Origin of the sequence: Methylobacterium platani, from assembly GCF_001653715.1 — a bacterium.
Taxonomy (GTDB): domain Bacteria; phylum Pseudomonadota; class Alphaproteobacteria; order Rhizobiales; family Beijerinckiaceae; genus Methylobacterium; species Methylobacterium platani.
Genome location: NZ_LWHQ01000006.1, coordinates 23,199 through 41,011, shown reverse-complemented (window position 1 = coordinate 41,011; position 17,813 = coordinate 23,199). Strand labels below are relative to the sequence as shown.

Sequence of the window (17,813 nt, the reverse complement as noted above, 5' to 3'; positions counted from 1 at the left end):
CGCAGAGACGATTCTTCCCATGAGTGGCGTCAACGAGATCCGGTCCACCTTCCTGGACTACTTCGCCAAGCACGGCCACGAGGTGGTGCCGTCCTCGCCGCTGGTGCCGCGCAACGACCCGACGTTGATGTTCACCAACGCCGGCATGGTGCAGTTCAAGAACGTCTTCACCGGCGTCGAGAAGCGGCCCTACCAGCGCGCCACCACGGCGCAGAAATGCGTGCGCGCCGGCGGCAAGCACAACGACCTCGACAATGTCGGGTACACGGCGCGCCACCACACCTTCTTCGAGATGCTGGGCAATTTCTCGTTCGGCGACTATTTCAAGCCGCTGGCGATCGAGCTTGCCTGGAACCTCGTGACCAAGGAATTCGGGCTCTCGCCCGAGCGGCTGCTGGTCACGGTCTATGCCGACGACGACGATGCCGCCGCCCTGTGGCGCAAGATCGCCGGCTTCTCCGACGACCGCATCATCCGCATCCCGACCTCCGACAATTTCTGGCAGATGGGCGATACCGGCCCGTGCGGCCCGTGCTCGGAGATCTTCATCGACCAGGGCCCGGAGCTGTGGGGCGGCCCCCCCGGCAGCCCGGAGGAGGACGGCGACCGCTTCCTCGAATTCTGGAACCTCGTGTTCATGCAGTACGAGCAGATCGAGCCGGGCAACCGGGTCGGCCTGCCGCGGCCCTCGATCGATACCGGCATGGGCCTCGAGCGCATGGCGGCGATCCTCCAGGGCGTGAAGAGCAACTACGACACCGACCTGTTCCGCAGCCTGATCGACGCGGTGGCGCACCAGGTCGGCCGGGCGCCGGAGGGCAAGGCGACCGCCTCGTACCGGGTCATCGCCGACCACCTGCGGGCCTCGTCCTTCCTCGTCGCCGACGGGGTGCTGCCGAGCAACGAGGGCCGCGGCTACGTGCTGCGCCGGATCATGCGCCGGGCCATGCGCCACGCCCAGCTCCTCGGCTCCCGCGACCCGATGATGTACCGCCTCGTGCCGACGCTGGTGCGGGAGATGGGCCAGGCCTACCCTGAGCTCGCGCGGGCCGAGAGCCTGATCGCCGAGACCCTGCGCCTGGAGGAAACTCGCTTCCGCCGCACCCTGGAGCGCGGCCTGTCGATCCTCGACGCCGAGACCCGCGACCTCTCGGAGGGTGGCAGCCTGTCGGGCGAGACCGCCTTCACCCTCTACGACACCTACGGCTTCCCCCTCGACCTGACCCAGGACGCGCTCAAGTCCCGCGGCATCACCGTCGACACCGACGGATTCTCGGCCGCGATGCAGCGCCAGCGCGCGGCGGCCCGCGCGGCCTGGTCGGGCTCGGGCGAGGCCGCCACCGAGACCTTGTGGTACGGCTTGCGCGAGCGCACCGGCGCCACCGAGTTCCTCGGCTACGACACGGAAGCGGCGGAAGCGGTCGTCACCGCGCTCGTGCGCGGCGGGGCCGAGGTCGAGACGATCCGGGCCGGCGAGGAAGGCCTCCTCGTCGTGACGCAAACGCCGTTCTATGCTGAGTCCGGCGGCCAGGTCGGCGATACCGGCATGGTGACGGCCCAGGGCCTCAAGGCCCGGGTGACCGCGACCGAGAAGAAGCTCGGCGACCTCTTCGTCCATCACGTCGCGGTGGAGGAGGGCGCCCTGACCCTCGACCAGCCGGTCGAGCTGAAGGTCGATCACGCCCGCCGCTCGGCGATCCGCGCCAACCACTCCGCCACCCACCTGCTGCACGAGGCCCTGCGCCAGGTTCTCGGCGACCACGTCGCCCAGAAGGGATCGCTCGTCGCGCCCGAGCGCCTGCGCTTCGACATCAGCCACCCGAAGCCGATCGAGGCCGAGGAACTGGTCCGTGTCGAGGAGATCGCCAACCGGGTGCTGCTGCAGAACGAACCGGTGGTGACGAAGCTGATGGCGGTCGACGACGCGGTCGCGTCCGGCGCCCGCGCGCTGTTCGGCGAGAAGTACGGCGAGGAGGTGCGGGTCGTCTCGATGGGCCGCGACGCCGCCGAGGACGGCCGGCGCAAGACCTTCTCGATCGAGCTCTGCGGCGGCACCCATGTCGGGCGCACCGGCGATATCGGCGTCGTGACGATCCTGGCCGAGAGCGCGGTCGGCGCCGGCGTGCGCCGGATCGAGGCGATGACGGGCGACGCCGCCCGCCGCCACCTCGCCGGCGAGAGCCGCCAGCTCGCGGCGATCGCGGCCCTGCTCAAGGCGCCGGTCGCCGAGGCGCCCGAGCGTCTGGCGAGCCTGCTCGAGGAGCGCCGCCGCATGGAGCGGGAGCTGGCCGATGCGCGCCGCAAGCTCGCCATGGGCGGGGGGGCTGGCGGCGGCGATGACGCCGGCGTGCGCGAGGTCGCCGGCACGAAGCTGATGGCCCGGGTCGTCCAGGGCGTCGAGATGCGCGACCTCAAGAGCCTCGCCGACGAGGGCAAGAAGCGGCTCGGCTCCGGGATCGTCGCGATCGTCGGCGTGGCGCCGGACGGCAAGGCCGGCCTCGTCGTCGGCGTGACCGAGGACCTGACCGGCCGGTTCGACGCGGTCGCGCTGGTGCGGGCGGGTTCGGAGCGGCTCGGCGGCAAGGGCGGCGGCGGGCGCCGCGACATGGCCCAGGCCGGCGGTCCCGATGGCGCGGCGGCCGAGGCCGCCCTGGAGGCGATCGCAGCGGTCCTCGCGACCCCGTGACGCTGCCCGGCGCCGCGCTCAGGGGCCCCGTCCGGGGTCCCGGCGCGGTGTTCCGGCGTACTGCGCCGCCGTATTGCCCGGTTCGGAGCGGTATTGATCCCTGACGTCCCGAAGTTTCGTCTGAGCGTCCCGAAATTCCGGCGCGTGCGGGCTGCGTGAGGCGTCCGCGCGTGCGCAAGGCTGTGCGGATGCCTATTTCCGACCGCCGTATCCGATCCGCGTCCGACCTTGCTCATCTCGCGCCCGCGAAGTAGAGGCTGCGGGCGTGCGGCCTGGGGCAGGTCAGGCCGACGCCGTTGTGCCGCGTTTGCCGGGCAAGAGCCCCGCATCGACCGGGCGGCACGAGATCGGAAGGTAGGCAGGATGCAGGTCATCGATCAGGCGATCCCGGCGGTGAAGCTGGTGATCCCGAAGCGGCACGGCGATGCGCGCGGCTGGTTCTCGGAGACCTACCGGGCCGACGTCCTGGCCGCCCACGGCGTCGAGGATCACTTCATCCAGGACAACCAGTCGTTCTCGGCGCAACAGGGCACCGTCCGCGGCCTGCACTTCCAGCGCCACCCCTTCGCCCAGGCCAAGCTGATCCGCGTGCTCTCCGGCGCGATCCTCGACGTCGCGGTCGACCTGCGCTGCGACTCGCCGACTTACGGCCGGCACGTCGCCGCCCGCCTCGATGCGGCGGGCGGCCACCAGCTCTACGTGCCGATCGGTTTCGGGCACGGATTCTGCACGCTCGAGCCGGACACCATGGTGGCCTATAAGGTCGCCGGCGGCGTCTACAGCCCGGAGCATGACGGCAACCTGCTGTGGAACGATCCGGATCTCGGCATCGACTGGCCGGTGAGCGAGGCCGAGGCCCAGCTCTCGGCGAAGGACAAGGTCGCGCCTCGCTTCGCCGACCTGCCGGCGCTGTTCTGAGTCCCGCACTGCCGACCTCCCGCGGGGTCGGCGTCCGAATATACAATCAGAAGGCGAGCTGATTCGCCTCGCGCCGATGGGCGCCACCTTTTGGAGATCATCGACCCCATGCGCATCCTCGTCACGGGCGGCTGCGGCTTCATCGGCTCGGCCCTGGTCCTTCACCTCGTCCAAGACCTCGGCCACGAGGTCCTGACCCTCGACGCGCTCACCTACGCGGCGAACCCGATCTCGCTGATGCCGCTCAAGGGCAACAACCGGCATCGCTTCGCCGAAGCCGACATCTGCGACCACGAGAAGGTCTCGGCCCTCTTCGCCGAGTTCCGCCCGCAGGCGGTGATGCATCTCGCCGCCGAGAGCCACGTCGACCGCTCGATCACCGGGCCGGGCGCCTTCATCCGCACCAACGTGGTCGGCACCCAGGTGATGCTGGAAGCCGCGCGGGCCTACTACAACGGGCTGTCGGGCGCGGAGCGCGACGCCTTCCGCTTCCTCCACGTCTCGACCGACGAGGTCTACGGCTCGCTGCCCCCGGGTGGCTTCTTCACCGAGGACAGCCGCTACGACCCGCGCTCGCCCTACTCGGCCTCGAAGGCGGCCTCCGATCACCTGGCCCGGGCCTGGCACGAGACCTACGGCCTGCCGGTGCTGGTGACCAACTGCTCGAACAATTACGGGCCGCGGCACTTCCCCGAGAAGCTGATCCCGCTGATGATCCTCAACGCCCTCGAGGGCAAGAACTTGCCCGTCTACGGCGACGGCCAGAACGAGCGCGACTGGATCCACGTCGAGGACCATGCCCGCGGCCTCGTGGCGGTGCTGGAGAAGGGCCGCATCGGCGAGACCTACCTGCTCGGCGGCCGCTCGGTGCGCAACAACCTTGAGGTGGTCAAGACGCTCTGCGCGATCTTCGACCGCCTCCGTCCCGAGGCCGGCCCGCACGAGCGCCTGATCCAGTTCGTCACCGACCGTCCGGGCCACGACCGGCGCTACGCCATCGACCCGAGCAAGGCCGAAGCCGAGGTCGGCTACACGCCCAGCCGCACCTTCGAGCAGGCGCTCGAGGACACCGTGCGCTGGTACCTCGACAACGAGTCGTGGTGGCGCCCGATCCGCGAGGGCCGCTATTCCGGCGAGCGCCTCGGCCTGAGCGCGGAGTAAGACTATGGCGCGGGACATCCTCGTCCTCGGCGGCGGCGGCCAGGTCGGCACCGAATTGCAGCGGCAATCCTGGGGCGAGGGGGTGGTCATCCACGCTCCGACCCGGGCGGCGCTGGACATCACCGACGAGGCCGCGGTCGCCCGCGCGGTCGCCGAACGGCCCTGGTCGGCGGTGATCAACACCGCCGCCTACACGGCGGTCGACAAGGCCGAGAGCGACGTCGCGGCGGCCTGGCGGCTCAACGCGCTCAGCGCCGCCTACCTGGCGGCGGAGACCGCCAAGGCCGGCATCCCGCTGATCCACGTCTCGACCGACTACGTCTTCGACGGGACCGGGACGGGGGCCTACGCCACCGACGCGCCGGTGCATCCGGTGAGCGTCTACGGCGCCAGCAAGGCCGCCGGGGAGATGGCGGTGCGCACCGGCAACCCGCGCCACGCCGTGGTGCGCACCGCCTGGGTGGTGAGCCCGCACCGGGCGAACTTCGTCAAGACGATGCTGCGGCTCGCCGCCGAGCGCGACACGCTGACGGTGGTCGCCGACCAGCGCGGCTGCCCGACCTCGGCCGGCGACCTCGCCGAGGTCCTGGTGGCGATCGCGCTGCGCTTCGCCGAGGATCCGGCCGCGCCCGCCGGCACCTATCACTGCGTCAATGCCGGCGCGACGACCTGGTACGACTTCGCCGTCGCCATCATGGCGGGGGCGGCGGCGCGCGGCGCCCGCTCCGTGCCGGTCGCGCCGATCCCGAGCTCGGCCTTCAAGACCCCGGTGACCCGGCCGGCCAATTCCGAGCTCTCGACCGGGACGCTCACCGCCGCCTTCGGACTCACGCCCCGCCCGTGGCAGGCGGCCCTCGACGACATCCTGGACCAGCTCATCGGTCCCGCGGCGAAACACGCCTGAAGGAGTAAACTATCATGAAGGGCATCGTGCTCGCCGGCGGATCCGGCACGCGGCTGCACCCGGCGACGCTGGCGATCAACAAGCAGCTGCTGCCGGTCTACGACAAGCCGATGATCTACTACCCGGTCTCGGTGCTGATGCTGGCCGGCATCCGCGACATCCTGCTGATCTCGTCGCCGGAGCATATCGACAACTACAAGCGCCTGTTCGGCACCGGCGAGCAGTTCGGCATCAACATCTCGTACGCGCTGCAGCCCAAGCCCGAGGGCCTGGCCCAGGCCTTCATCATCGGCCGCGAGTTCGTCGGCGACGATTCGGTCGCGCTGGTGCTCGGCGACAACCTGTTCTTCGGCGCCGGCATGCGCCAGCTCCTGGCCAAGGCGCGCGAGCGGAAGACGGGGGCCTCGGTCTTCGCCTACCACGTCGACCATCCGGAGGCCTACGGCGTCGTCACCCTCGACAAGGACGGCCGCGCCACCAAGCTCGTCGAGAAGCCCAAGAACCCGGAATCGCCCTGGGCGGTGACCGGCCTGTACTTCTACGACAACCAGGTGCTCGACATCGCGGCGGCGGTGAAGCCGTCGCCCCGCGGCGAGCTCGAGATCACCGACGTCAACCAGGCCTATCTCGACCGCGGCCAGCTCCACGTCGAGTGCATGTCGCGCGGCTATGCCTGGCTCGATACGGGCACCCACGACAACCTGCTCGAGGCCGGCGAGTTCGTGCGCGTGATCCAGCACCGCCAGGGCATGCAGGTCGCCTGCCTGGAGGAGATCGCCTACACGCAAGGCTTCATCACCCGCGAGCAGGTGGTGGCCCGCGGCCAGCTCTTCGCCAAGACCAATTACGGCCAGAGCCTGCTGCGCCTCGCCCGCGAGCAGGAGCCGGGCCAAGCCCTGCTCGGGGAGTGATCCCGCCTTAGGGCGCGGCCCGGGTTCCGGGCCGGGCTCGTCCGTCGACCGGCCGAAGGGCCGCGCCGTCCCGGCCGGGGAGGGCGCGGCCCTTCGCGTTTCCCCGCCCCGCCCCGCCCGAAAAGACCGAGTTTTCGCCGCGCCCCGGTGCGTGCTAAGCCGCAGGCACGGCTAAGCCTCTCGGCGGGCGGGCGACATTTCTTCAGGGACGGGCGACAGCATGAAGGACATCCTCGATCGGCTGGACCAGCGGCGCACGCAGGCCCGGCTCGGCGGCGGCGAGAGCCGAGTGGCGGCGCAGCACAAGCGCGGCAAGCTCACGGCCCGGGAGCGCATCGAGCTCCTCCTCGATTCGGGGTCGTTCGAGGAATTCGACATGTTCGTGCAGCACCGCTCGAACGATTTCGGGATGGAGCGGCAGAAGATCCCGGGCGACGGCGTCGTCACCGGCTGGGGCACGATCAACGGCCGCGCGGTCTTCGTGTTCTCCAAGGACTTCACGGTCTTCGGCGGCTCGCTCTCCGAGGCGCACGCCCAGAAGATCATCAAGGTCCAGGACATGGCGCTCAAGATGCGCGCCCCGATCATCGGCATCTTCGATGCCGGCGGCGCCCGCATCCAGGAGGGCGTGGCGGCGCTCGGCGGCTACGGCGAGGTGTTCAAGCGCAACGTGACGGCCTCGGGCGTCATCCCGCAGATCTCGGTGATCATGGGGCCGTGCGCCGGCGGCGACGTCTACTCGCCGGCGATGACCGACTTCATCTTCATGGTGCGCGATACGAGCTACATGTTCGTGACCGGCCCCGATGTGGTGAAGACCGTCACCAACGAGGTGGTGACGGCGGAAGAGCTCGGCGGCGCCAAGGTCCACACCTCGAAGTCGTCGATCGCCGACGGCTCTTACGAGAACGACGTCGAGGCGCTGCTGCAGATCCGGCGCCTGATGGACTTCCTGCCGGCCAACAACCAGGCCGGCGTGCCGGAACTCGAGAGCTTCGACGATCCCGCCCGCCTCGACCGCAGCCTCGACACCCTGATCCCCGACAACCCGAACAAGCCCTACGACATGGGCGAGCTGATCCGGCGGGTGGTCGACGAGGGCGACTTCTTCGAGATCCAGGCGGCGTACGCCCGCAACATCATCACGGGCTTCGCCCGGATCGAGGGCCGCACCGTCGGGTTCGTCGCCAACCAGCCGATGGTGCTGGCCGGCGTGCTCGATTCGGACGCCTCGCGCAAGGCCGCCCGCTTCGTGCGCTTCTGCGACGCCTTCTCGATCCCGATCGTGACCTTCGTCGACGTGCCGGGCTTCCTGCCGGGCACCGCGCAGGAATATGGCGGGCTGATCAAGCACGGCGCCAAGCTGCTCTTCGCCTACAGCCAGGCGACGGTGCCGCTCGTCACCGTCATCACCCGCAAGGCCTTCGGCGGCGCCTACGACGTGATGGCCTCCAAGCACGTCGGCGGCGACGTGAACTACGCCTGGCCGACCGCCCAGATCGCCGTGATGGGCGCCAAGGGCGCGGTCGAGATCATCTTCCGCCAGGATCTCGGCGACCCGGAGAAGATCGCGGCCCGCACCGCCGAGTACGAGGAGCGCTTCATGTCGCCGTTCGTGGCCGCCGAGCGCGGCTACATCGACGAGGTGATCATGCCCCACTCGACCCGGCGGCGCATCGCCCGGGCGCTCGCCATGCTGCGCACCAAGGAGAGCGAGCAGCCCTGGAAGAAGCACGACAACATCCCGTTGTGAGGGGCGGGACAGCGCACTCGTTCGTGTCGTGGGCGCGGGTATCCTCCTCTCCCCTCCCGCGGGGAGAGCAGGACTGTCCAGAGAAAATCTTCGTCAGAATCAAGCGCGGGATCCCCTCTCCTGTGTGGGAGAGGGGTAGGGGTGAGGGTGGAGACGGTGCCGCAAGAAGGCCGAACCGTTCCGCTGCCAGCACGACGATTCAGCGCTTCATACGGAAGCGCGCCACCCTCACCCCCGGCCCCTCTCCCACACGGGAGAGGGGAGGTGCGCCACAACTTTCCCCGGACAGCCCTGCGCCCGCGGGGAGAGGGGAGAACCTGCGCTTTTCTCGCTCTCCGCAAAGCCTGACCGCTACCCCGCCTTCAGGAACGTCTCCACGCTCCCGGTCAGCCCGCTCGAATGCCCGGCGAGGCTCTCCGACACCGCCCGGACGCTCTCGGCGATCCGGCCGGTGGCGTTGGCGGCGTCCGACACCGCCAGGATGTTCGACGACACCTCCTGCGTCGAGGCGGCCTGTTGCTCGACGGCGCTGGCGATGGCGAGCGTCAGCCGCGACAGTTCGGCCACCGCGCTGCTGATCGTGGCGATCGCCGCCACCGCCTCGCCGGTCGCGCCCTGGATGTCGCCGATGCGCTGGGTGATCTCGCCGGTGGCGCGCGCCGTCTGGCCCGCCAGCTCCTTGACCTCGGCGGCGACGACCGCGAAGCCGCGGCCGGCAGCGCCGGCGCGAGCCGCCTCGATGGTGGCGTTGAGCGCGAGCAGGTTGGTCTGGTCGGCGATGGTCGAGATCATGCCGACGACCGAATCGACCTCGCGGGCCTTGTCGGAGAGGGTGCGCACGGTGGCGTCGGTCGCCTCGGCCTGGGCGGCGATCTGCTGGGCGCGCTCGGAGACGCGGCCGACCTGGCTCGAGATCTCCTGGATCGAGGCCGTCATCTCCTCCGAGCCCGCCGCCACCGTCGCGGCGCGCTCGCGCGCCTCGTCGGCCGAGCGGCCGAGGCCGTTGGCGGAACGCTGCATCTCCTCGACGGCCTGGCTCATGGCGCCGACCACCTGCGAGACGTCGGAGGCCATGGTCGTCTGCGCGGTGACCACCGCCCAGGTCAGCATCGGCCCGAGATAGGCGCCGTCCGGCCCCATGATCGCCGAGACCTGCAGGTCGAGCACCTCCGGCCCGAGCCTGATCTTGGTCCGGTGCGGCAGGCGGCTCGCATCGGCCAGCATCCGGCGCTGATGCGACGGGTTCTTGTGGAACACGTCGATCGAGGTACCGACCATCAGGTCCGCCGTGACCGGGAGGTACTGCGCCAGCGGGCCGAGGGTCCGGCGCGACGCGCCGTTCATGTAGTCGATGCGGAACTCGTCGTGGGGGTTGGCGGTCATCACCGCGACCGGCATCCCCTCGATCATCGTCAGGAGACGGCTGATCTCGTTCTTCTTCTTCGTGATGTCGGCGGCGAGCTTCACCACCTTGACCGGCCTGCCGGTGGCGTCGAGGACCGGGTTGTAGGTCGCCTCGAGCCAGACGCGCCGGCCGCCCTTGCCGAAGCGCAGGAATTCGTCGGCGAAGAACTCGCCCGCGCGCAGCTTGTCCCAGAACACCGCGTAGTCGGGCGAGGCCGCCGTCTCCTCGCCGAGGAACATCCGGTGATGCTTGCCGACGATCTCCTCGGGACGGTAGTCGAGCAGCCTGAGGAAGTTGTCGTTGGCCTGGATCACCGTGCCGTCGAGGTTGAATTCGATGATGGCGAGAGACCTGTTGAGGGCGGCCAATGTCGCATCGGACACGTTTTCCCGCCTCTTCCAAAACATGTCGCCGGCTCTCCCTTTGATCGATAACTGCTCAAATTTGGAGTCTTCAGGTTTAATAATCCTATAAAACCGGTGCTTTCATGTCAGCGGCCCGGCGGTCCGAAATGAAATAGGGGGGACTCGCCGCACGCCGCGGCGGTGACGCTACTTCAAAAATAACTGTTCAAATACAAGGGATTGAGCAAGGTCTGCGGAAACCGGCGGGCGCGGCGGGCCTGTCGGCTCCTAACGGTAAGGGCAGGGACCTCGCTCCGCCCCGGCCTGGGGGGAGACCCTGCGGCGACGGCGCGATCGGCGGGCGGGGACCTTGCGGCGCGGCACGTCCGGCCGGCCGGATACTCGGCCGCGGCTTGCCTGGACTGTACGGACGAGGCCGCCGGGCGGCGGCCTCGTCGTGCCTGAGCGTTTTTTACGCGGCTGTCAGGCCCTGCTCGCGGATCCAGGCCTGGGTGCGGTCGAGGGCGGTGCCGAGCCGGTCGAACAGGGTGTCGATCTCGTCCGGGCGGATCACCAACGGCGGGCAGACGGCGACGCGGTCGCCGGTGAGGAAGCGGACGATCAGGCCCTCCTCCTGGGCGAAGGCGACGCAGCGGGCGGCGACGCCCGCCTTCGGGTCGTACTGGCGCTTCGTCGCCTTGTCGGCGACGATCTCGAGGCCGCCGATCAGGCCGAGCCCCTTGGCCTCGCCGACGAGCGGGTGCTCCTCGAGCGCCGACAGGCGGCGCTGGAAGTGCGGCGCCTTCTCGGCCGCGCCCTCGATGATCTTGTCGCGCCGGTAGATCTCGATGGTCTTCAGCGCCACCGCGCTCGCCACCGGGTGGCCCGAATAGGTGGTGCCGTGGCCAAACGTGCCGATCTTGCGGCTCTGGTCCTGCATCGCCTGGTACAGGGTCTCGTCGACCGTGACGCCGCCGAGCGGCATGTAGGCCGAGGTCAGCGCCTTGGCGAAGGACAGGCTGTGGGGCTTCATCCCGACCGTCTCGGAGCCGAACCAGGTGCCGAGCCGCCCGAAGCCGCAGATCACCTCGTCGGCGATCAGCCGCACGTCGTAGCGGGCGAGCACCGGCTCGATCGCCGCGAAGTAGCCCTTCGGCGGCACGATGGCGCCGCCGGCACCCATCACCGGCTCGGCGATGAAGGCCGCGACGGTCTCAGGCCCCTCGCGCAGGATCATCTCCTCCAGCTCCGCCGCGAGGCGCGCCGAGTAGGCCTCCTCGCTCTCGCCGGGATGCGCGCCGCGGTAGTGGTGCGGGCAGGCGGCGTGCAGGAAGCCCGGCAGCGGCAGGTCCCAGTCGGCGTGGTTGGCGGTGAGCCCGGTGAGCGAGGCCGAGGCCACGGTGACGCCGTGGTAGCCCTTGTGCCGGCCGATGATCTTCTTCTTCTGCGGCCGGCCGAGCGCGTTGTTGAGGTACCACGTCAGCTTGACCTGGGTGTCGTTGGCCTCCGAGCCCGAGGAGGTGAAGAACACCTTCGAGACCGGGATCGGCGCCAGCTCCTTCAGGGTCTCCGCGAGCTCGATCGCCGGGTCGTGGCTGCGGCCGGAGAACAGGTGGGTGAAGGGCAGCCGCGCCATCTGCTCGCGGGCGGCCTCGACCAGCTCCTCGTTGGAATAGCCGAGCGCGGTGCACCACAGGCCCGCCATGCCCTCGAGGTAGGGCCGTCCGTCGGTGTCGTAGACCCAGACGCCGTGGCCGCGCTCCAGCACCAGCGGCCCGGTCTGCCGGAAGGCCGCCAGGTTGGTGTAGGGGTGGATCAGGGTTTCGACGTCGCGGGTGGCGAGGTTCGAGAGCATCGTCTCTGTCGCTTTCTTCACGGGGAGCCCCAGGGCGGCTCCCGACTGGCCGAGCAGAATTCGCTTGCGCCGTCACACTAGCGGCGCGATCCCGACGCACAACCCGGGCCGCTCACGCGGGCCGCCCGCACAATCCTGGTCAGACCGACGCGCATGCTCGACCCCGCCGAACTCGTCTCGACGCCTGCGCCCGGCCGCGCCTGCGGCGCCTGCACCCTGTGCTGCAAGGTCTACGACGTGCCCGCCGTCGAGAGCGTCGCCGGCGAGTGGTGCCGCCACGCCAAGCCCGGCCGCGGCTGCGGCATCCACGAGACCCGGCCCGGCCATTGCCGCGCCTTCCACTGCCTGTGGATGACGGAATCCTGGCTCGGCCCGGAATGGAAGCCCGACAAGGCCAAGATGGTGCTGAGCCTCGATCCCGTGACGCGCTTCCTGCACGTCCAGGTCGATCCGAGCCAGCCGAGCGTCTGGCGCCGGGAGCCGTATTACGGCCAGCTCAAGCGCTGGGCCGTGGCGTCGATCCCGCAGCGCCGGCACGTGCTGGTCTTCGTCAACTACAACGCCACCGTGGTGCTGCCCGACCGGGACGTGCCGCTCGGCGTCTTCCTGCCCGGCGACCGGCTCGTCGCCCGCGAACGGATGACGCCGAACGGCCCCGTCCTCGACGTGGAGAAGCGGACGGTGACGTGAGGGCCGGACGGTGAGGGCGACGCGGTGAGGGCAACGCGGTGAGGGACGGTGCACGCGACGCCGTCGTGCTGCCGCTCGCCTCGGCCTCGCACCGGCTCGCCGGCGCGGTCGCGCGGGACATCGGAATCGCGATCCTGTCCGGGCGTTCCCCGCCCGGCACGGTGCTGCCGGGCGAGATTGCGGCCGCCGAGGGGCTCGGCGTCTCCCGCACCGCCTACCGCGAGGCGATCCGCACCTTGAGCGCCAAGGGCCTGGTCGAGAGCCGGCCGAAGGCCGGCACCCGGGTCTGCCCGCGCGGCCGCTGGAACCTCCTCGACCCCGACATCCTGGCCTGGGCCTTCGAGACCGAGCCGGGCGAGGGCTTCATCCGCGACCTGTTCGAGCTGCGCCAGATCGTCGAGCCGGCTGCGGCCGAGCTCGCCGCCGCGCGCCGCGGCGACGACCACCTCGACCGGATGGCCCACGCCCTCGACGGCATGGCCCGCCACGGCCTCGCCGTCGCGGCCGGCCGCGCCGCCGACCAGGCCTTCCACCACGCGATCCTGGAGGCGACCGGCAACGCGCCGCTGGTCGCCCTGTCGAGCTCGATCGCCGCGTCCGTCACCTGGACGACGATCTACAAGCAGCGCCGCCGCGCGCTGCCGCGCGATCCGCTGCCCGAGCACCGCGCCCTGTACGAGGCGATCGCGGCGGGGGAGGGGACCCTGGCGCGGGCGCGGATGGCCGAGCTGATCCACCTGGCGCTGGCGGATACCGAGCTGTCGATGGCGGAGTGACCCCGGCGGCCGTCGAAAACGACCTTCGGCCTCATCCCACGCACCGCTCGAAGATCTCCTCTGCCTGCCTCACCGTCATCCTGCGCGCCGCCGGGCTCGCGATGATCGTGCGGTCGTGGGCGCTCGCCGGATCGAAGTCCTTGGCGGCGATGCCGGCATAGAGGCCGGGCACGGCGCGCAGCGCCATCTCGCGCACGCGGTCGCGGGGCAGCTGCGCGGCGGTGAAGCGGGTGGGGAAGCCGATATCGGCGTAGAGCGCCCGGATCGCGTCGGCGCAGGCCTCGATCGTCTCCTGGCGCGACAGGCCCGGGGTCTCGACCTCGAGCGCCTCGGCGAGCGGCTTGACCTTGGCCGGCAGCACCGCGAGGTTGAACGCGACGACGTGCGGCAGCAGCACCCCGACGCCGTAGGGGTGAGGCAGGTCGAGATGGCCTTCCAGCGGCAGCGACAGGGCGTGGCCGTGGCCGAGCCGGGCGTTGCCGCAGGCGATGTTGGCCATGCAGGAGGCCACCAGGTTGTCCTCCCGGGCACGGTCGTCGTCGGCGTTGATCGAGGCGCGCAGCGAGGCGGCCTGGAGGCGCACGGCGGCCAGCGCCACCGCGTCGGTGAGCGGCGAGGCGATGCCGCTCAGGTACGCCTCGACGCCGTGGGTCAGCGCATCGACCGCCGGCAGGGCCGCGACGTGCATCGGCAGCGAGCGCAAGGTGACGGGGTCGAGGATCGCGGCGTCGGGGAAGCTCAGGGGGCCGCCGCCGAGCAGCTTCAGGTGGCGCACCTCGTCCTTGACGATGGTCCATTGCGACACCTCGGAGCCGGAGCCGGCGGTAGTCGGCACCATGATCATCGGCAGCGCCTTGCGGTCGAACTGCCCGACGCCGGTGCACTCGGCCATCGGCTTGTGGTTGGTCGCCACGATGGCGATGCCCTTACCGGTGCACATCACCGAGCCGCCGCCGATGCACACCACGCCGTCGATGCCATCGCGGCGCACCCGCTCGCCCTGGTCGTCGATGTGCGAGCAGCGCGCGTCGATCCCGCACTCGTCGAAGCGCGAGACCGCGATCCCGGCATCGGAGAGCGCCGCGAGCGCGTCGGCGTGGAACCCCTGCGCCGAGATCACCGGATCGGACACGATCAGCACCCGGGTCATCTTCAGGTCGCGGGCGAGCGTGCCGATGGTGGCGAGGGCGCCTCTCCCCGAGACGATCCGGGTCGGCATGTAGAAGCTCGTGATCATGGGCGTGTCCTCGGGGCGTGTCCTCGGGCAGCGGGGCGCCTGTCTCGTCGGGCCCTCGCGCAGCGTGCCGGCGGTGTCGCCCGTCCCCGGACGTCCCGTCCAATACAAAGATCGGGCGCGAGCCATAGCCGGCGACGATGGCGGGGCGCCGCACCCTGGGTCGGCACCCCGGATCGCCGCCAGCCATACCGGGAAACGATGACGGGGCGACGTGCAAACTATTGGACGGCAATTGATCGTGGCCGCCATACCATGGCGATCGTCACGCATCGCCCCGACGCCCGAGAACGGGCGCGAGACCGGCCGGTGCCGATCCTTGAGGAAACGCCATGCCCCGACCGTTCTGGACGCGACGCCTCGCCGTCGCCGGCCTGTGTGCCACGATGCTGACCGCGCCGGCGCTGGCCGCCGAGACGCCCTTGCGCATCGGCGTGCTCGAGGACCTGTCGGGGATGTATTCCGGCAATGGCGGGCCGAACATGGTGCTCGCCGCCACGATGGCGGCGGAGGATTTCGGCGGCAAGGTGCTCGGGCGGCCGATCGAGGTGATCGGCGTCGACCACCAGAACAAGCCCGATATCGGCTCGGGCCTCGCCCGCCAGCTCGTCGACCAGCGCGGCGTCACCGCCTTCGTGCTCGGCGGTGCCAGCTCGGTGGGCCTCGGCGTGCAGGCCTACGCCAAGGAGCGCAAGATCACCACGATGGTGACCGGCGGCTACGCCTCGCAATTCTCCGGTCCCGGCTGCTCGCCCTACGGCACCCAATGGGTGCCCTCGACCGGCGAGCTCGCCAATGCGGTGGCGGGCGCCGTGGTCCAGAGCGGCGGCAGGAAGTGGTATTTCATCACCGCCGATTACGTCTTCGGCCACGGGCTGGCGGCGGATGCCGGCAAGGCCGTCAAGGCGGCGGGCGGCACGGTGGTCGGCGAGATCCGCCATCCGCTCGGGGCCACCGACCTGTCCTCGCAGCTGATCCAGGCCCAGTCGTCGGGTGCCGACGTGATCGGGCTCGCCAATGCCGGGCCGGACCTCGTCAACACCATCAAGCAGGCGCGGGAATTCGGCATCACCTCGAAGGTGGTGGCGATGCTGGTCTTCACCAACAACACCGTGGCGCTCGGCCTCGACGCGGCGCAGGGGATCCGCATGGCGGTGAACTTCTACTGGGACGCCAACGACGCCAGCCGCGCCTGGGCCAAGCGCCTGATGGCCCGCAACGGCAACGTGGTGCCGACCATGGGCCACGCCGCCGCCTATTCCTCGGTGCGGCACTACCTCAAGGCCGTCGAGAAGGCCGGCACCGACGAGGCCGGCGCCGTCAACAAGGCCATGAAGGAGCTGCCGATCGACGACGGCTTCTACGGCAACCCGCGCATCCAGGCGAACGGCCGGGTGGTGATGGACATGATGCTCGTCGAGGTGAAGAGCCCGAAGGACTCCAAGAGCAAGGCCGATCTCTACCGCGTCATCGAAACGATCCCCGGGGACACGCTGTTCACCCCCGCCGACAAGAGCGGCTGCCCCCTGACCACCGGCTGAGCGGACGACGCATCATGAAACTCTACGCCAACCCGACCTCGCCCTTCGTCCGCATCGTCCGCATGGCCCTGATCGAGAAGGGGCTGAACGAATCGGTCGATACCGCCTTCGTCGATGCCTGGGCCGACGACCCGGCCTTCCTCGACGCCAACCCGGCCGGCCGCGTGCCGACGCTCGTCACCGACGACGGCGCGCGGCTCACGGAGGCGCTGCTGATCCTCGGCCACCTCGACGCGACCGGCCCCGCCCCGGCGATGCTGGCGGGCGGTCCGACGGCGCTCTCGGCCGCCGGCGTCGCGATCGGGGTGTTCGACGCCGCGGTCGCGGTCATCATCGGCCGCAAGTCGGCGCCGGACTTCGATGCCGGCCTCGTCGGCACCAAGCGCTTCCGCACCATGCGGGAGGGCCTGCGGCGGCTCGATGCGGTCTTCGCCAGCGTCCAGGAGGCGTTCGGCCTGCCGGCGATCGCGGCGATCACCACCCTCGACTACCTGGTCTTCCGCTTTCCCGACCACGACTGGCGGGGTCTCTGCCCGAACGTCGCGGCCTTCCGCGATGCGCAAGCCGACCGGCCCTCGGTGCGGGACACCGTGCCGCGCGGATAAGCCCCCTCCCATCGCGCCCCATGCGCTCCCCCCCGAACCTCGGCTATCGTAGGGCTGACGGACGACAGTCCGGGCGTTGCGGCGAAGGCCGGGGATCAGGGAGGAACCGGCGCGATGGAGCTTCGCCATCTTCGCTACTTCGTCGCGGTGGCCGACGATCTCAGCATCACCCGGGCGGCGGAGCGGCTGAACATCGCGCAGCCGGCGCTGAGCCACCAGATCAAGAGCCTCGAGACCGAGATCGGCACCGCCCTGCTCCAGCGGCTGTCGCGCGGGGTGGCGCTGACCGAGCCGGGGCGCGCCTTCGCGGACGACGCTCGCGCCGTGCTCGCCGCGGTCGACGCGGCCAAGACCCGGGCCTTGCGCATCGCGACCGGCGATGTCGGCGAGATCCGCATCGGCTTCACCTCCTCGGCCTCGTTCCACCCCCTGGTGACCGGGGCGATCCGCGACTACCGCAGCGCCTATCCGGACGTGCAGGTCGAGCTCCTGGAGGAGACGACCGCGAGCCTGCTCGCCGCCTTCCGGGCCGGCCGGGTCGACGTCGCCTTCATGCGCCCGGACGAGGGCGAGGTCGACGACCTGTGGGCGCGCCACCTGTTCGACGAGCCGATGGTGGTGGCCCTGCCGGCCACCCATCCCCTCGCCGCCGAGGCGGGGCCGGTCGGCCTCGCCGACCTCTCGGGCGAGGGCTTCATCGTCTATCCGCGCCGCAACGGCCGGGCGCTCTACGACGGCATCATGGCGGCCTGCGCGGCGGCCGGGTTCTCGCCCCGCATCGCCCAGAACGCGCCGCAGCTCGCCTCGGTGGTCAACCTCGTCGCCACCGGCATCGCGCTCGCCGTCGTGCCGCGCTCGATGGCGCGGCTCGCCACCGAGGGCGTGCGCTACCGCGAGATCCGCGGCCCGGCCCCGGTCGCCCCGATGACCCTGGTGCGCCACCCGGCGCCCGAGATGCCGCATGCGCGGATCTTCACGGATCTGGTGCTGGCGCGGGTGAGGGGCGGCGGAGAGTGACACCGCGGCACGT

14 protein-coding genes are annotated in these 17,813 nt (G+C 70.6%); 11 read left to right on the top strand and 3 right to left on the bottom strand.

Annotated elements, in window-relative coordinates:
- Positions 1–19: 19 nt before the first annotated feature.
- The 6 genes from alaS to A5481_RS01675 all read left to right on the top strand — a co-directional run bounded on the left by alaS (position 20) and on the right by A5481_RS01675 (position 8,333).
- On the top strand, positions 20–2,686 hold the full coding sequence (gene alaS / locus A5481_RS01700) for an alanine--tRNA ligase (protein ID WP_048435116.1): 2,667 nt from the start codon (positions 20–22) through the stop codon (positions 2,684–2,686).
- A gap of 363 nt (positions 2,687–3,049) precedes the next feature.
- Positions 3,050–3,604 (top strand): dTDP-4-dehydrorhamnose 3,5-epimerase, encoded by a 555-nt coding sequence (gene rfbC / locus A5481_RS01695; RefSeq protein WP_048435117.1) that lies wholly within the window; start codon positions 3,050–3,052, stop codon positions 3,602–3,604.
- 108 nt (positions 3,605–3,712) lie between these two features.
- Positions 3,713–4,765: a dTDP-glucose 4,6-dehydratase gene (rfbB, locus tag A5481_RS01690; RefSeq protein WP_048435123.1), complete on the top strand. Its 1,053-nt coding sequence runs from the start codon at positions 3,713–3,715 to the stop codon at positions 4,763–4,765.
- Between the two features lie 4 nt (positions 4,766–4,769).
- Complete coding sequence (gene rfbD / locus A5481_RS01685; RefSeq protein WP_048435118.1) at positions 4,770–5,669, top strand: dTDP-4-dehydrorhamnose reductase; 900 nt, start codon at positions 4,770–4,772, stop codon at positions 5,667–5,669.
- A gap of 14 nt (positions 5,670–5,683) precedes the next feature.
- Positions 5,684–6,580 (top strand): glucose-1-phosphate thymidylyltransferase RfbA, encoded by an 897-nt coding sequence (gene rfbA, locus A5481_RS01680; RefSeq protein WP_048435119.1) that lies wholly within the window; start codon positions 5,684–5,686, stop codon positions 6,578–6,580.
- 220 nt (positions 6,581–6,800) lie between these two features.
- Positions 6,801–8,333, top strand: coding sequence for an acyl-CoA carboxylase subunit beta (locus A5481_RS01675; RefSeq protein ID WP_048435120.1), 1,533 nt, complete (start codon positions 6,801–6,803; stop codon positions 8,331–8,333).
- Between the two features lie 351 nt (positions 8,334–8,684).
- Here the strand turns inward: A5481_RS01675 and A5481_RS01670 are convergent, their stop codons facing one another.
- Positions 8,685–10,145, bottom strand: coding sequence for a methyl-accepting chemotaxis protein (locus A5481_RS01670; RefSeq protein ID WP_048435121.1), 1,461 nt, complete (start codon positions 10,143–10,145; stop codon positions 8,685–8,687).
- A 409-nt stretch (positions 10,146–10,554) separates the two neighbouring features.
- Positions 10,555–11,937, bottom strand: a complete 1,383-nt coding sequence (locus A5481_RS01665) for an aminotransferase (RefSeq protein WP_048433945.1) — start codon at positions 11,935–11,937, stop codon at positions 10,555–10,557.
- A 153-nt stretch (positions 11,938–12,090) separates the two neighbouring features.
- On the opposite strand from A5481_RS01665, the gene A5481_RS01660 reads away from it, so the two are divergent.
- Together A5481_RS01660 and A5481_RS01655 are read left to right on the top strand one after the other, a co-directional pair.
- Complete coding sequence (locus A5481_RS01660; RefSeq protein ID WP_048433944.1) at positions 12,091–12,627, top strand: hypothetical protein; 537 nt, start codon at positions 12,091–12,093, stop codon at positions 12,625–12,627.
- Between the two features lie 38 nt (positions 12,628–12,665).
- Positions 12,666–13,403: a FadR/GntR family transcriptional regulator gene (locus A5481_RS01655; protein WP_082173118.1), complete on the top strand. Its 738-nt coding sequence runs from the start codon at positions 12,666–12,668 to the stop codon at positions 13,401–13,403.
- A 31-nt stretch (positions 13,404–13,434) separates the two neighbouring features.
- On the opposite strand, the gene A5481_RS01650 is transcribed toward A5481_RS01655, so the two are convergent.
- Positions 13,435–14,640, bottom strand: a complete 1,206-nt coding sequence (locus tag A5481_RS01650; protein ID WP_048433942.1) for an iron-containing alcohol dehydrogenase — start codon at positions 14,638–14,640, stop codon at positions 13,435–13,437.
- A 329-nt stretch (positions 14,641–14,969) separates the two neighbouring features.
- Between A5481_RS01650 and A5481_RS01645 the strand changes: the two genes are divergently transcribed.
- The 3 genes from A5481_RS01645 (at position 14,970) to A5481_RS01635 (ending at position 17,800) form a co-directional block, all read left to right on the top strand.
- Positions 14,970–16,178: an ABC transporter substrate-binding protein gene (locus A5481_RS01645; protein WP_048433941.1), complete on the top strand. Its 1,209-nt coding sequence runs from the start codon at positions 14,970–14,972 to the stop codon at positions 16,176–16,178.
- Between the two features lie 14 nt (positions 16,179–16,192).
- Positions 16,193–16,783: a glutathione S-transferase family protein gene (locus tag A5481_RS01640; protein WP_048433940.1), complete on the top strand. Its 591-nt coding sequence runs from the start codon at positions 16,193–16,195 to the stop codon at positions 16,781–16,783.
- Between the two features lie 114 nt (positions 16,784–16,897).
- A complete protein-coding gene (locus A5481_RS01635; RefSeq protein WP_048433939.1) occupies positions 16,898–17,800 on the top strand; it encodes a LysR substrate-binding domain-containing protein in 903 nt (300 codons plus the stop codon).
- Positions 17,801–17,813 lie beyond the last annotated feature (13 nt).

Coding starts and splice junctions, on each gene's coding strand:
- A5481_RS01670 (WP_048435121.1), bottom strand. CDS start 10,145: ATGTTTTGGAAGAGGCGGGAAAACGTGTCCGATGCGACATTGGCCGCC.
- rfbD (WP_048435118.1), top strand. CDS start 4,770: ATGGCGCGGGACATCCTCGTCCTCGGCGGCGGCGGCCAGGTCGGCACC.
- A5481_RS01645 (WP_048433941.1), top strand. CDS start 14,970: ATGCCCCGACCGTTCTGGACGCGACGCCTCGCCGTCGCCGGCCTGTGT.
- rfbB (WP_048435123.1), top strand. CDS start 3,713: ATGCGCATCCTCGTCACGGGCGGCTGCGGCTTCATCGGCTCGGCCCTG.
- A5481_RS01660 (WP_048433944.1), top strand. CDS start 12,091: ATGCTCGACCCCGCCGAACTCGTCTCGACGCCTGCGCCCGGCCGCGCC.
- A5481_RS01665 (WP_048433945.1), bottom strand. CDS start 11,937: ATGCTCTCGAACCTCGCCACCCGCGACGTCGAAACCCTGATCCACCCC.
- alaS (WP_048435116.1), top strand. CDS start 20: ATGAGTGGCGTCAACGAGATCCGGTCCACCTTCCTGGACTACTTCGCC.
- rfbC (WP_048435117.1), top strand. CDS start 3,050: ATGCAGGTCATCGATCAGGCGATCCCGGCGGTGAAGCTGGTGATCCCG.
- rfbA (WP_048435119.1), top strand. CDS start 5,684: ATGAAGGGCATCGTGCTCGCCGGCGGATCCGGCACGCGGCTGCACCCG.
- A5481_RS01675 (WP_048435120.1), top strand. CDS start 6,801: ATGAAGGACATCCTCGATCGGCTGGACCAGCGGCGCACGCAGGCCCGG.
- A5481_RS01650 (WP_048433942.1), bottom strand. CDS start 14,640: ATGATCACGAGCTTCTACATGCCGACCCGGATCGTCTCGGGGAGAGGC.
- A5481_RS01640 (WP_048433940.1), top strand. CDS start 16,193: ATGAAACTCTACGCCAACCCGACCTCGCCCTTCGTCCGCATCGTCCGC.
- A5481_RS01635 (WP_048433939.1), top strand. CDS start 16,898: ATGGAGCTTCGCCATCTTCGCTACTTCGTCGCGGTGGCCGACGATCTC.